This window comes from Bacillus cereus group sp. N8 (assembly GCF_016483685.1).
GTDB classification, from domain to species: Bacteria; Bacillota; Bacilli; order Bacillales; family Bacillaceae_G; genus Bacillus_A; species Bacillus_A proteolyticus.
This window is the reverse complement of the sequence record NZ_JAEHBK010000001.1, coordinates 543341-556582: the sequence shown is the minus strand read 5'-3', so window position 1 is coordinate 556582 and position 13242 is coordinate 543341. Positions and strand designations below refer to the sequence as shown.

The following is a 13242-nucleotide window of genomic DNA, read 5'->3' as shown; positions in this document are numbered from 1 at the left end:
TTATGTTAAATACATTTCTCACTCTACAAACATTATTTACTACTAGAGGATGAAATGCTACTAAAGAACGACTCATTTAACTTCCAGCAAGGTAGCCTACTATACAAATCGCTATTTTATTTTATTATATACTAAATTTTATCATTTTTTGCGGGAATTTAAACAAAAACCTGTCGAAAAAGATATTAATCCGTTTACATTTTGTGCTATTTTGTCATATATATAAACCTGGTACATAGCGATTCATTACATCAATATAAGATGGATAATTCAGAAATTTTTCACTTCACAGTTAATTCAACGAAATAAAAATAAAATCCTGCTCAAAAGAGCAAGATTTTATAGTTTTATTACATGATGTTTTCCATCCCATGAAAATGATTGTTCCATTACCCGGTCCACAAAATCAAGACCGAAGCGATTTAAATAATAACAGACATTCCACACACGTTCTTGCGGTGCTCCTAATGGACGAAGCGCAAATTGCACACGTCGGAATTTATTTAGTTGAACCTCATGCTTCTTCTCAACGTTTCTTTTCAACATTTTTTCTAACAGTTCAATTTGCTCATTAATTTTCAGTTCATTTTTCCCTGCAAACTCATTTAATCCTGGATCTATTTTTTTCACGAATAGTTGTAATGATGTATGAATATCCATTATTTCTTTTTTCGCTTCTAGAAATCGTTCGTCTATCGGTTCCTCTATTTGATTAGAAAGCCAGTTGTCACGCAAATTATCTACTTTTTTTAGAAATGGATCAATTTCTTGCAAATCTAAATCGTGTAAATCTGTCGCTATATCTCGCTCCATATAAGTAATCGTAAGCCGTGGAACGACAGGTGGCATTTGGAAACCGACAGTATGAAACACTTGTTGCAATTCACTCCAATAAGCTAACTCTCCCGGACCACCAATAAACGCTAACGTAGGAAACACATACTCTTGCATAAGAGGACGCGTTACAACATTATTACTAAAACGGTCTGGACTTCTTTCCATCTCTTCCATCAATTCTTCATACGAAAATGAATGCACTCCATCTTTTCCAATAAATTTGCCTTGATTCTCTTCAAGCAATACTCGCTCATTATCAATTTCCATAAATATATGCACTGCATTTGCCTTCGTTTCAATAATCGGTTTAAATCCTAATTCCTTAATTACTTCCTGTTGATTATGAAGGCCTACTTGAATTTCTTTATATTTACTTATTATTTGTTGTAAAAACGGTACTTCTAATTTTCTTAAGGCAGGATGATGAGAATCTACAAGAATTAAACCAGAATTCACGAACATTTTTGTAATAAGGTGCGCAAAGAAATCTACATATGTATGCGATTTATCTAAAGCATCCTCAACAAATTGTAATACATCCTTTGTAAAATTCGTTTCCGGATATGTTTTAAAAATCTCTTCGATCCATTTTCTACAGTCTTCAATAGAAAGCTCTGACTCAGAAGCACTCGCTTTTTTCGGATGACGATCATGAAAAATGGTCTTTTTTATTTTTTTATTTTTCGTTACAAATGTATGATTAATTTCATCCATATCATGATCTTCACCAGCAATCCAAAAGACCGGAACAACTCGAACCCCTAAGCTCTCTTCTTTTTCTTTTGCAAGCTGTAAAATCGAAATGATTTTATGCACTGTATAAAGTGGTCCAGTTAACAATCCAGCTTGTTGTCCAGCTATAACTACATATGTATTTTCATCTTCAAGCGCTTTTATATTTTGAATTGTAGATTCTCCCGCTTGCAATTGTGTATTATATTCTAATAAATGCGTTACTAAATCTTGACGGAAAAACTCTCTCTCACGTAAATCATGTAAACGCTGTTTAAAAGCATCTTCTGTTAACAAATAGTCAAAACATGACTCTATCTCTTTTTTACCGTTCACATAGTCCGCTACAACACCTTGTAGTGGAACAGAGATTTCTTTTATCTCCATATAATTCTTCCTTTCGTATCCTGTTCTCTCACCAACCCACATTGTAGTCAATGTTTCACGTAAAAGCAAAGAAAAACACTTATAATTCCATCCCTTTTATTGCATTATACAAAAATTGAAGTGTCGGAACGGATTGTTGTCGTCCCTTCGCTTCTTCTAATACATATCCGACAATCGCATTAATTTCCGTTTGTCTATTCTCTCTTACATCCGCTAACATAGATGATGTATTACGAGATGTTTTTTTACATACTTGGCATACCATTTGCCATACCATTCTTTCGTCCTCTTCTTTAATAAGAAATGCAACTTCCTGAAATACTTGCTCCATCATTTGATAAAAAAACGGATTTGAAATTAACTCTCCGTTCTCAACCCGTAATAATGCGGTCAGTGGATTAATACATACATTCACCACTAATTTATTACGCATAATCCCATTCCAATCATCTTCTATTTGAATCGGAAAATAATGTAAAGGAAAATGATTCAATACCTTTTCAAAACCATTAGATTGACCACGCACTACACCAAACTTTGTAACACCTATTCCAGTGTGATGTACTGTATGTTTCCCTTCTTTTTTCGCACCATGCTCCACGATCCCAACCGCTATACGTTCATTCCCTAATTTTTTCATAATGTGAAGGTGAGACATTCCATTTTGCAAAAAGATTAATGACGATTCAGCCTGCACAAAAGGTAATATGTCAGTTATATGATACTGCTTTACAGCAATAAATGTATAATCCAACTTCTCATCTCGCATACTTTCTATTGGTAAAAAAGTTGGGAATACCGTTTCACTTTCCCCATCTCTAATACAAGTTACACCTGTTACATTCAATTCCTCAGCCTGCTTAGCCGTCCTTGTAAACAACGTAACATCCTGATTATTTTTTTGTAAATAAAATGTATATAGTAGACCAATAGCTCCTGGTCCAACAATTCCAATTTTCATCTTCACACAAGGAACGTATATTAACAAGTAATATACGCTCCCTTGCCCTTCCCCCTTTACAGCTTATTAAATTATAATCGCATAGTTAAGGATTCAATTATCTTTTAACAAATGCAACCTCTTCTTTCACTATGTATATACTACTTATATACATAGTTCTACTCTTAGTTTAGCAAATCCTCAAAAAAATAATGAAAGAAATATTCTATCTTCTTCATAAAAACTAAAAAATGAGTTATAATATTATTATAAATATTTTAACTTTTCTGCATTCAACAAGATATGAAAAGGATGTGATGTAATGGGATTCCCAAAAGTTGAGCGCTTGCTCATCAATTATAAAACATTAGATGAATTTAAAAAGTTTAAAGGTTGCGGAGCTCAAGAACTATCCATGTTGGAAGAATTAGAAGCAAACATTATTGAAAATGATAGCGAATCTCCGTTTTACGGTATTTATTACGGAGGATCGCTAATCGCGCGTATGAGTCTATACATGAAAAGAAACGGCGGGGAACCATTTGAAATTACAGGACCTTACCTAGAACTTTATAAACTTGAAGTGTTACCGACTTTTCAAAAACAAGGATTCGGACAAATACTTGTTAACTATGCGAAGCAACTGAAATTCCCAATTAAAACGATAGCACGTATCCATTCAGCTGGTTTTTGGGATAAATTAAGTTTCCAACCAGTATCAGTAACTGATGGTGATTTTTATATTTGGCTTCCAGAAACAAATGTGAATGCGGTTACAAATGAAGAATCTGCATAAGAAATAAAAAAAACAGCTGCGTAACAGCTGTTTTTTATTTCTTTAACTTCTCTAATTTCCCATTCGAGCGAGCACCATTTCTTTCCGCTACCATTACACTTCTTTTTTGATCGATATAATCAAGTAATGTTCTATATTCTTCCTCATATACTGATAATCGCTCCAGAAGACGCTCTCGCTCTGTTTGTAACGATTCAATTTGTTGTTGCAACACCATTAAAGAGTTTTCATCTTTATAATTTCGCAAGAAATCAATAACATCATTCAACGTAATAGATTTCTGCTCTAATACCTTTGTCTCTTTCACTTCATAATTTTCTACCTTACGAAGTTGCTTTGCTTCTTCAATACGTTCTTTATACTGCTTTCTAACGCAAGAATTCCATCTAAATCCACAAGCTGCAGGTGTACGAGACAAATGTCTCCCCACTTCTTTAAAAGCGGACAGTTGGGTTCCACCTTCACGAATATGCCGGAGTACTACTTCTGCCAGAAGCAAATCTTCATCATCAGTCCAAGCATCTTGTCTTGTTGTCGCCATCTCTCTAGTCCTCCCTATGCATTTTTTATTAAGCATATGCAGTTACTAGAAAAGATAGAATACAACAAATAAAGAATAAGACAAAAAAAATAAACGCAGAAGATATCTTCTGCGTTTATTTTCCCGCAATTACTTGCTGATTACTTCTTTACCTTTGTAAGTACCGCATGCTTTACATACACGGTGAGCTAATTTCGCTTCACCACAGCTTGGGCACTCTACCATACCAGGTACTGATAATTTGAAATGCGTACGACGCTTTCTTTTTACTGTTTTAGAAGTTCTTCTAAAAGGTACAGCCATTCTTCCCACCTCCTTAAAAGAAATAGTTATTTTCATATGAAGGCCTAAACCAGTCTTCCGATTATTTGTCAAAAAACTTTGCAAGTCCTGCTAATCTTGGATCAACAGTCTTTTCTTTGTTTTCCTCCGAAATCACTTGCCAGTCTTGACCTTGCATCGGTGCTCCACCAGAAACATCATCACTGAAAATTTGCATTGGAATCTCCAAAAGTATATTTTCCTTGATTACGGGCAGTAAGTCAAGTACTTCTCCTTCTAAACAATGAATTTCAGCTTCTGTTTCAAATTCTTCTTCTGAAGTTTGGAACACCTCAGTTGTTTTAATGTCAAATGGTAATGTCACATCTACTAAAGAGCGAGAACATGGTAAAACCATGCTTCCAGTTATATGTAGATGAAACGTAAACTTACCGGAGCCAAAATCAACTCTTCCTGTTACATGAACGGGATTAATTTCACGAATATCTTTCTCGACCTCTTTTAGCTCACTTACATCTACCATTTCATTTAATGTCAATCCTTTATTTCTCAATTTATTCAATTGATGGATGGACCATTTCATATCATATCACCTCAAGGCAACAAACAAAATTATAGCTAGCCATTTTATATTTGTCAATGTTTTTTCTTTACACTATAATGAAGTCATCATAGGAAATAATATATAGATTATCACGTTTTCCAAAAAGATGCTACATCGAAAGGAGAGATTACCATAAAAGCCAGTGGTATTGTTGTTGAATATAACCCTTTTCATAACGGTCATGCTTATCATGTGCAACAAACAAAAAAGTTAACACAGTCTGATATTATTATCGCCGTTATGAGTGGTCCTTTTTTGCAGCGTGGTGAGCCAGCACTCATCTCCAAATGGTATCGTACTAAAATGGCCTTAACAAACGGCGTAGACCTCGTTGTAGAGCTTCCTTATGCATTTGCAACACAAAAGGCCGAAACTTTTGCAAATGGTGCAATTTCGATTTTAAACGCCCTTCATGTTTCTGAGATTTGTTTCGGTAGTGAAGATGGAAAAACTGAAAATTTCTACAATACCATCTCTGTACAAAAAAATGAAGAAGAGACTTTCAATCGTCTTGTGAAGCAATTTATGAATGCGGGTAATAGTTATGCAAAAGCTACATCTGAAGCCTTTCAACACATCTTACCACCTGAAAAAACTGTAGATATGTCACAACCAAATAACATTTTAGGTTTACAGTACATTAAAGCTATCCTTTTACAAAATAGCTCCATGCAAGCACAAACTATAAAAAGATTCGCCTCTCATTATCATGATGAAACATTTCACGATCAACATATTGCAAGTGCAACAAGTATCCGCAAACAGCTATTTAATGAACACGGTTCATCTATAACTATTGAGCCTTTTATTCCGAAAACAACTGCTTCTCTTTTAGAAAACTACAAGCAAAACTATGGGATGTTACATAACTGGGAAAAATACTTTTCATTTTTCAAATACAAACTTATGACGATGTCTCCGGGGGACTTACAACATATATATGAAATTGAAGAGGGTTTAGAGCATCGTATTTTATCAAAAATACAAGACAGTTCATCTTTCTATTCATTCATGGAAGCATTAAAAACAAAACGTTATACATGGACTAGATTACAAAGAGCTTGTACACACATTTTAACAAATACAACGAAGGAAGAAATGTATAAAGCAAATATAGAACAGCACGCGCCGTATATTCGTCTACTCGGAATGTCACAAAAAGGACAAACTTATCTTTCTAAAAATAAGAAAAGAATAGAACTGCCAATCCTTACTCATACAAAATCATTCGAACACCCTACTTTAGACATAGAGCGAAAATCAAATGCTGTATATTTCTCCATAATGCAAGAACCTTTGCGGACACAAATGCTAAAACAAGAAGCAACACATCATCCAATTCGTTATGATGAAACAACGAAAAAATTCCTATAAGAAAAACCTCTCTTCTTCAGAGAGGTTTACTTTGTTTTACCCATTTTTCCCAAATATGTTAATGCATCATCCAGTGTGTCCACCGGTACAATTTTCATCTTTGTTTTAATATCTTTCGCAGCTTCAAGAGCATCTTTATAATTCGATTTCTCTACACCCTTTTCATTTGGCGCAAAGAACACTTCAGCTCCCGCATCACTAGCAGCTACTACTTTTTGCTGAATACCACCAATGGGACCAATTTCTCCTTTATCATTGATTGTACCTGTTCCAGCTATTTCATGTCCGTTTGTTAAATCTTCTTCCACGAGTTGATTATAAATTTCTAAGGTAAACATTAAACCCGCTGATGGCCCCCCTATTTCATGGGAATCAATTTTCACTTTCGGATCTACCACTAACTCTCTTTCTGTAACGATAGATACACCTATTCCAACGCGGCCATTTCCATTAGGAATTGTCTTTACATTTAAATTTTCTTTAAACTGTTTTCCACCTCGCTTGTATTCAATATTTACTGTATCTCCCTCTTTTTTCCCTGTCATATACTCAATAAATTGTTCCGTCTTTTCGAATGTTTTTCCGTCGACAGCTATGATGACATCTCCAAGCTTAAGCTTCCCTTCTGACGGCATTCCCTTTGTCACACCAGCAACTAGTACCCCTTTATTTTCAAAAGATACGGAACGATTTGCACGTTTATATGCATTATAAATTGCGGCGTTTTGTGAATCTTTCATTGCATAATTTTGGCGAAATTGATATTCTTCATCACTCTCACCTTTTTGCAATATTTCTTCCGCCTTCGAAACGTGTGTATATTTATTAAATTGCGCGCCTATTAAGTTCACAACATTTGCAGGTCCCATTGAGACTGTGACAAGCATAAAATCACCAGACTCTTTAGTTCCACCGTCAACTTGCACGTACGGCGCTAATTTCGCGGCCATACCCGGTTTAGTCACATAGTATGGCAAACGCACATAAACAAGTAGCATCGCCAATATAACCCCTATTAAAATTGCATATATAAACCGAAAACGCTTAAACATTATGTTGCTCCTTCCACTGCTCAATTAGTAAATAAATGTTTGAAATGTGTTTTTCTGCTTCCACTTCTCCGACCCGAATAATGTCTTCAATATGTGTAAAAGCACGCGAACTAAATTGTTCTACTGCTGGCCGCATCATTAAATCTGATGCTATTTGCCGATTCATCACAAGTTCATGTTGCATGATTTCAATACTCTGCATAATCACATCATAAATCGATGTAACCTCTCCATTCACCTTAATTGGAGATACATCAACAGCAATAACAATATCAGCCCCTAAATCTTTTACAACCGATACGGGAATACGGTCAATTACCCCTCCATCCACTAATAAGCGGCCATCTATTTTCTCTGGAACAAACACCCCCGGCACAGATATACTAGCTCGAACCGCCTCCGCAATCGGACCGCTTGTAAAAACAACTTTTTCCCCCTTCAAAATGTCAGTAGCCACAACAGCCGTCGGGATATCTAACTCTTCTAAATTTTTATTATATGTAAACATTTTAATCATATCTTTAATACGTTTTCCAGCAATAAATCCCATTTTAGGAACTGTAAAATCCAAATAATATTTCCTTTTAAAAACAGCGGCCAATCTATACAGTCTTTCAACGTCACAACTCGCTGCATAAAATGTACCAATTAATGCTCCTATACTACTACCTGCTACCATATGAATAGGGATGCCAGCTTCCCTTAACACTTTTATTACCCCTATATGAGCAAAACCTTTTGCACCTCCGGATCCAAGTGCTAAACCGATTTTTGGTTCCTTCATTTTTCTCACCCTTTAATTTTTTTCATTCCTTTTTCATACTTATGGTCTAAATTCACTACATATCCACGTATACTGAAATGAACGTTTTTGGGACAAAGGGGGATTTTCTTACATGTACGAAAAATGGAAAACTGCTTTTCTTACCATATCAATGTTATTTTTAACCTTTTCTCTTGTACTCCACCCCCAAGCTGCTTTGCAAGCTTCAATTCGAGGGTTAAATATATGGTGGGAAGTTGTATTCCCTTCATTACTACCGTTTTTCATCATTGCGGAACTTCTAATCAGTATTGGTATTGTAAAATTTATCGGCGTTATATTAGAACCACTAATGCGTCCATTGTTTCGTGTTCCAGGGGTAGGCGGGTTTGTTTGGGCAATGGGAATGGCTTCAGGATTCCCCGCTGGCGCCAAATTAAGCGCTAGACTACGCAAGAGCAATCAACTAACACAAATTGAAGCGGAACGACTCGTATCTTTCACAAATTCTTCTAATCCGCTTTTTATTTTTGGAGCGGTTTCTATTGGTTTTTTCAATAATCCGAAATTAGGGCTCGTATTAGCAGCAGCACATTATATAAGTAACTTTACCGTCGGGTTACTGATGCGCTTTTATGGTAGCAACGATACTTACATAAAAGAAAAACATACGAATCAAAAACGTGCCTTTCAAAATCCTTTTTCCATTCTCCACCAAACACGTATGCAAGAAAAAAGGCCAATCGGAAAACTACTTGGTGACGCTATCGTTTCTTCTATTCAAACACTGCTCATGATTGGTGGGTTTATTATTTTATTCTCTGTTTTAAATAAAATGATTACTGTTTTCGAAATTACAGAAGCGCTTTCTTTTATTATGCAACATATTTTATCATTCTTCCAACTTACCTCCCAATTTAATATTCCGATATTATCCGGTATTTTTGAAATGACGCTTGGAAGCCAAATGATCAGCCAAATAAATGAAACAACACTTCTTCAACAAGCAATGGTAACAAGCTTCATTTTAGCATTTAGTGGTCTTTCTATTCAGGCACAAGTAGCAAGCATATTAGCGGAGACAGATATCCGTTTTAAACCATATTTTTTAGCTCGAATTATCCAAAGCATTATCGCTCCTATTTTCACTTTTATATTTTGGGAACCATTTTATGAAAAAGTTCATTCTGTCTCGCCTACACAAGAAGATATTCCCGTATTTTTATTGAATCATTCTTTTACACTAAATGATATTTGGACAGCATTTATACACTACGGACCAATCTTCACCTTATTTTGTTTATATTTATATGTTATCTTATTGTTTTTACGTATTTATAAAGAAAAACCCCGTTCACTTTAACGGGGTTTGAAACTTTTCTTTTAAAGCTCGCTCTACAATCGGAGGAACAAGGTCTACTACACTTCCTCCATATCTCGCAACTTCTTTCACAATACTTGAACTTAAAAATGAATATTGATTGTTTGTCATAATAAAAAAGGTCTCTATATTTTCGTCTAATTTTCGATTCATTGAAGTAATTTGCATCTCATATTCAAAATCAGAAACCGCTCGCAAACCACGCAATATTGCATTTGCATTACGCATTTTTGCATATTCCACCAATAATCCACTATGTGAATCAATCTTTACATTCGGAATATCCTTTGTCGCCTCTCGAATTAACTCTAAGCGTTCTTCTACCGAAAAGAATGGTTTTTTTGATGAATTATTTAAAACAACTACATATACTTCATCAAATACTTTTGCTCCCCTTTTAATAATATCCAAATGTCCAAGGGTAATTGGATCAAAACTCCCTGAAGAAATAGCTATACTTGTCATTCCGTCCCCTCACCTTCATACTTATAAATCGAAATTGCTGTAATCCCATAGTTTTCCGCTCGTACTTTTACAAGTTCTCCTATAGAGTCAGGTAAAACCACGTCATCCCCGTGCTCTGCCATAATGATTCCATCTTTATTTAACAATCCATGTTGATCCATCACACTAACTAAAGACACAATTTTTTGAGCTTTATATGGAGGGTCTATTAGTATAAGATCGAATGATATTTCACGCTTTATAAGCGCCTTTACCGCACGCTCTGCATCATTTCGGTACACTTCAGCTTGTCCTTGTAGTCTACAGCTTTCTAAATTTTGATGAATGACTTTTATCGCTTTACTATCTCGGTCAACAAAAATCGCTTTATCAATCCCTCTACTTATGGCCTCAATTCCAAGACCACCGCTACCACCAAATAAATCAAGAGCGATACCACCATCATAATAAGGACCTATCATATTAAAAATAGATTCTTTCACTTTATCTGTCGTTGGACGCGTTGTATTACCAGGTACCGCTTTAAGTGGGTGCCCTTTACATTTTCCTGAAACTACTCTCATCTGTTGTCACTACCTTTATTTCAATCTATAGAGCGATTACAGCAAATTCATTTCAATTAGGTAACCGCCACCAATTCATACTATTTCATACATTTTTTCATTAATCTATTATTTAACTAATTGAAAACCTCAGTTAAAATAACCGCTCGCTATTTCTTTCATATCCATTTCACTATTTGCAAGCAACAACCCTCTATGTACATCAGTTCCACTTTACCTTTTTTATCCTATCATAAAATAAAAAAAAGAAAAATAAAAAGCCTAACATAAATTTTAATTTCATTATGTATATCTTCATTTAGATTGGACATAAATAAATATAACAACATCACCTTCGATGTTGTTGCCAACCGCGGAGAAGACTTACGTTTCCCCATAAGTTCTTCCTCCGGTTTCTCCTCTCCCTTTGCCTTCTTACTAGTTCATACTAGTATAAGAAGGGCCCTGCATTGCAGGGTTTTTTTTCTTTGTCTACTTTTCATTTAAAAAGTGAGATGGTACAGTAAAAGAAAGAGGAGGAAAAAATATGATTCAACGCTTTATAGAACTCGGAGAAGGCTACTCTGATTTATATGAATTACTCGAAATTGCCAAAGCAAACAAAGAACGTATAACACATATGTTACAATTTGAAACTGTAAAAAACGAAAAAAAAGTGTGTTCACTTGTTGTAATACTAAAACCTACAACTACTGGTGATTTCCAGCCATTATACATATGTCGTGAAGGCATTCCTGTACTTGAAAATAAAAAAAGCAAACGTGTTATTTTATTTGAAGAAACGGCAGAACAAATAGGGAAAAAAGTTACTACCTTTACTGTAAAACCGTCGACAACCTTCCCTGAAAAAGAACTCTTTTTTAATCATCTAATTGGTATTTTACGAATGAACAATTTCATTCCTCCAATGAAGTAACACGTTATTTCAAGTAAAAAAATCCCCCGCTAAATTTAGCAGGGGATTTTTTTTTATTAGCTATAATCGTATTCCTTCGCCCGATCAGGACGTGAATTTTCGAATTCCGTTTTTAAAAATGGGCGATACGACTGTTCTACTTTTTTTACAAAAGGAAGTTTATTCAATTTTTGCATCATATGCTCAATTTGTTCCATATCACAATATACAACCGCATATTTCAATCGTTTTGATATGTAATGAATGTTACCATATTTCCTTAAAATCTTGGCATGTTTCAATGAATGTAAATAAACAATCATACTTTGTCGTTGCCCGAACATAATCTTCTCCATCTTCTCCTTTTAAAAACTTATATTCTTATCTTTTATGAAAACCAATCAGAAATTTATGACATTAAAGGACAAACTCTGTATACGTTTTCTTCCATATTCTAAAAAACGGGGTAAATTACCCCGTTTTTTTACAACCACAACCGCCTCCGGTACCACAACCACCGCCACAGCCACCCGCATCAAAAAACGGATTTCCTGTTGGAACTTTAATGGAAGAGGATACCTCCGAACCGATTGCTACACTAACTTCATCTAATAACTTTTGTAAAGCAGTTTCTGCTTTTTTAAAGGCTGCAATTTTATCATGCAAATCTACAGAACGCTTTAATTCCCTCATTTTCGTTGAAACGAAAGTGTAGTCAGGATGATATTTACCAAAGCGTTGCACTTCTTCATATCGCTCTTTCATCGCTGTAAACTGTTGAATTAGCGTCTGGACATCTATATCTTCTTGTATATCCTTATAACACTTACGATAATCTTCTGCTATATCTGAACAAATGATTGATTTTGCAAGCTGCTCTGCCTTATCTAAAATCAGTACGCTTTCCAGCGTCGCTACAATCATGAGAGACACCTCCGAGTATTCATCATAACACATTTGGGACAGAACTACTAATTGAAGTCTCTCACCTAAAAGAAAGATATGCTTCTAACTTCTTTTCATATAATCCTCTTATACTCCTATACGCTAATATGCTCCGCAATATTGTATTTAAGAACATCCCATTTCCCACTATTTTCTTTCACATAGCTAATACATGCGTTTTTTAACGGCGTTTTAAATGTAATTTCCTCTGGTGTAATCGCATGTAAAATCGCTTTTATTGCATGTGAATGCGCAACAATGATAATACGCTTATCTCCATGGGTTGCTGCAACCTCTTGTAAAGCGGTAAAACAGCGTTCTACAATCTCTTCGTCCCGCTCCATACCTTTTACATTACCTTCTGCAATTAACTCTCTAACTGTCGCAACTGGTTTCCCAGAAGCTTCTCCAAAATTACGTTCCATAAATCGCTCATCTAATAAAATAGATTGCAATCCAATAGCCTCAGCAATTTCCCTAGCTGTTTCTTGAGCTCTAATTAAAGGGCTACTGATAATAATATCCCACGATTCCGCTTGCAAGGCAGCTGCACTTTGACTCGCTTGCTTTTTCCCAACTTCGTTAAGCGGAATATCTTCGCGTCCTTGAATAATCTCTTGAAAATTCCAATCAGTTTGTCCATGTCGTACTAAACAAATTTCCGTCATGCTGCAACTCCTTTTTA

The 13242-nt window shown here is 35.2% G+C and carries 16 protein-coding genes; 4 read left to right on the top strand and 12 right to left on the bottom strand.

Annotated elements, in window-relative coordinates:
• Positions 1–339: 339 nt before the first annotated feature.
• Together bshC and panE are read right to left on the bottom strand one after the other, a co-directional pair.
• The gene (gene bshC, locus JDS80_RS03045) at positions 340–1956 is read right to left on the bottom strand and encodes a bacillithiol biosynthesis cysteine-adding enzyme BshC (RefSeq protein WP_199637047.1); all 1617 of its coding nucleotides are present in this window, start codon (positions 1954–1956) and stop codon (positions 340–342) included.
• Positions 1957–2035: 79 nt separating this feature from the next.
• Complete coding sequence (gene panE / locus JDS80_RS03040; protein ID WP_199637150.1) at positions 2036–2923, bottom strand: 2-dehydropantoate 2-reductase; 888 nt, start codon at positions 2921–2923, stop codon at positions 2036–2038.
• Between the two features lie 295 nt (positions 2924–3218).
• Between panE and JDS80_RS03035 the strand changes: the two genes are divergently transcribed.
• A complete protein-coding gene (locus JDS80_RS03035; RefSeq protein WP_071746849.1) occupies positions 3219–3692 on the top strand; it encodes an N-acetyltransferase in 474 nt (157 codons plus the stop codon).
• A gap of 34 nt (positions 3693–3726) precedes the next feature.
• Here the strand turns inward: JDS80_RS03035 and JDS80_RS03030 are convergent, their stop codons facing one another.
• From JDS80_RS03030 to JDS80_RS03020, 3 genes are all read right to left on the bottom strand, one after another.
• Positions 3727–4233: an RsfA family transcriptional regulator gene (locus JDS80_RS03030; RefSeq protein WP_199637045.1), complete on the bottom strand. Its 507-nt coding sequence runs from the start codon at positions 4231–4233 to the stop codon at positions 3727–3729.
• 129 nt (positions 4234–4362) lie between these two features.
• A complete protein-coding gene (gene rpmF, locus JDS80_RS03025) occupies positions 4363–4536 on the bottom strand; it encodes a 50S ribosomal protein L32 (protein WP_001984764.1) in 174 nt (57 codons plus the stop codon).
• A 61-nt stretch (positions 4537–4597) separates the two neighbouring features.
• Positions 4598–5098: a YceD family protein gene (locus JDS80_RS03020; protein WP_000872151.1), complete on the bottom strand. Its 501-nt coding sequence runs from the start codon at positions 5096–5098 to the stop codon at positions 4598–4600.
• Positions 5099–5251: 153 nt separating this feature from the next.
• On the opposite strand from JDS80_RS03020, the gene JDS80_RS03015 reads away from it, so the two are divergent.
• A complete protein-coding gene (locus tag JDS80_RS03015; RefSeq protein WP_199637148.1) occupies positions 5252–6493 on the top strand; it encodes a nucleotidyltransferase in 1242 nt (413 codons plus the stop codon).
• A gap of 26 nt (positions 6494–6519) precedes the next feature.
• Here the strand turns inward: JDS80_RS03015 and JDS80_RS03010 are convergent, their stop codons facing one another.
• Complete coding sequence (locus JDS80_RS03010) at positions 6520–7545, bottom strand: SepM family pheromone-processing serine protease (RefSeq protein WP_199637043.1); 1026 nt, start codon at positions 7543–7545, stop codon at positions 6520–6522.
• Complete coding sequence (locus tag JDS80_RS03005; protein WP_199637041.1) at positions 7538–8329, bottom strand: patatin-like phospholipase family protein; 792 nt, start codon at positions 8327–8329, stop codon at positions 7538–7540. The genes JDS80_RS03010 and JDS80_RS03005 overlap by 8 nt, the downstream gene beginning before the upstream one ends.
• A 112-nt stretch (positions 8330–8441) precedes the next feature.
• Here JDS80_RS03005 and ylbJ point away from each other — a divergent pair, with 112 nt between their 5' ends.
• Positions 8442–9671, top strand: a complete 1230-nt coding sequence (gene ylbJ / locus JDS80_RS03000) for a sporulation integral membrane protein YlbJ (RefSeq protein ID WP_071746854.1) — start codon at positions 8442–8444, stop codon at positions 9669–9671.
• Here the strand turns inward: ylbJ and coaD are convergent.
• Positions 9663–10154: a pantetheine-phosphate adenylyltransferase gene (gene coaD, locus JDS80_RS02995; protein WP_070144650.1), complete on the bottom strand. Its 492-nt coding sequence runs from the start codon at positions 10152–10154 to the stop codon at positions 9663–9665. The genes ylbJ and coaD overlap by 9 nt on opposite strands.
• The gene (gene rsmD / locus JDS80_RS02990; RefSeq protein ID WP_199637039.1) at positions 10151–10717 is read right to left on the bottom strand and encodes a 16S rRNA (guanine(966)-N(2))-methyltransferase RsmD; all 567 of its coding nucleotides are present in this window, start codon (positions 10715–10717) and stop codon (positions 10151–10153) included. Before rsmD ends, coaD begins: the two co-directional genes overlap by 4 nt.
• Before the next feature lie 526 nt (positions 10718–11243).
• Here rsmD and JDS80_RS02985 point away from each other — a divergent pair.
• Positions 11244–11633: a DUF7147 family protein gene (locus JDS80_RS02985; RefSeq protein ID WP_000616004.1), complete on the top strand. Its 390-nt coding sequence runs from the start codon at positions 11244–11246 to the stop codon at positions 11631–11633.
• Positions 11634–11689: 56 nt separating this feature from the next.
• Here JDS80_RS02985 and JDS80_RS02980 read toward each other — a convergent pair whose 3' ends face one another.
• The 3 genes from JDS80_RS02980 to JDS80_RS02970 form a co-directional block, all read right to left on the bottom strand.
• A complete protein-coding gene (locus JDS80_RS02980; RefSeq protein WP_002088292.1) occupies positions 11690–11956 on the bottom strand; it encodes a YlbG family protein in 267 nt (88 codons plus the stop codon).
• Between the two features lie 127 nt (positions 11957–12083).
• A complete protein-coding gene (locus tag JDS80_RS02975) occupies positions 12084–12536 on the bottom strand; it encodes a YlbF/YmcA family competence regulator (protein ID WP_000634367.1) in 453 nt (150 codons plus the stop codon).
• Positions 12537–12652: 116 nt separating this feature from the next.
• A complete protein-coding gene (locus JDS80_RS02970) occupies positions 12653–13225 on the bottom strand; it encodes a histidine phosphatase family protein (RefSeq protein ID WP_071746855.1) in 573 nt (190 codons plus the stop codon).
• Positions 13226–13242 lie beyond the last annotated feature (17 nt).

Excerpts from the sequence above, each read along its gene's own strand:
- bshC (WP_199637047.1), bottom strand. The coding sequence starts at position 1,956 with ATGGAGATAAAAGAAATCTCTGTTCCACTACAAGGTGTTGTAGCGGAC.
- JDS80_RS03035 (WP_071746849.1), top strand. The coding sequence starts at position 3,219 with ATGGGATTCCCAAAAGTTGAGCGCTTGCTCATCAATTATAAAACATTA.
- JDS80_RS03030 (WP_199637045.1), bottom strand. The coding sequence starts at position 4,233 with ATGGCGACAACAAGACAAGATGCTTGGACTGATGATGAAGATTTGCTT.
- rpmF (WP_001984764.1), bottom strand. The coding sequence starts at position 4,536 with ATGGCTGTACCTTTTAGAAGAACTTCTAAAACAGTAAAAAGAAAGCGT.
- JDS80_RS03020 (WP_000872151.1), bottom strand. The coding sequence starts at position 5,098 with ATGAAATGGTCCATCCATCAATTGAATAAATTGAGAAATAAAGGATTG.
- JDS80_RS03010 (WP_199637043.1), bottom strand. The coding sequence starts at position 7,545 with ATGTTTAAGCGTTTTCGGTTTATATATGCAATTTTAATAGGGGTTATA.
- JDS80_RS03005 (WP_199637041.1), bottom strand. The coding sequence starts at position 8,329 with ATGAAGGAACCAAAAATCGGTTTAGCACTTGGATCCGGAGGTGCAAAA.
- ylbJ (WP_071746854.1), top strand. The coding sequence starts at position 8,442 with ATGTACGAAAAATGGAAAACTGCTTTTCTTACCATATCAATGTTATTT.
- coaD (WP_070144650.1), bottom strand. The coding sequence starts at position 10,154 with ATGACAAGTATAGCTATTTCTTCAGGGAGTTTTGATCCAATTACCCTT.
- rsmD (WP_199637039.1), bottom strand. The coding sequence starts at position 10,717 with ATGAGAGTAGTTTCAGGAAAATGTAAAGGGCACCCACTTAAAGCGGTA.
- JDS80_RS02985 (WP_000616004.1), top strand. The coding sequence starts at position 11,244 with ATGATTCAACGCTTTATAGAACTCGGAGAAGGCTACTCTGATTTATAT.
- JDS80_RS02980 (WP_002088292.1), bottom strand. The coding sequence starts at position 11,956 with ATGTTCGGGCAACGACAAAGTATGATTGTTTATTTACATTCATTGAAA.
- JDS80_RS02975 (WP_000634367.1), bottom strand. The coding sequence starts at position 12,536 with ATGATTGTAGCGACGCTGGAAAGCGTACTGATTTTAGATAAGGCAGAG.
- JDS80_RS02970 (WP_071746855.1), bottom strand. The coding sequence starts at position 13,225 with ATGACGGAAATTTGTTTAGTACGACATGGACAAACTGATTGGAATTTT.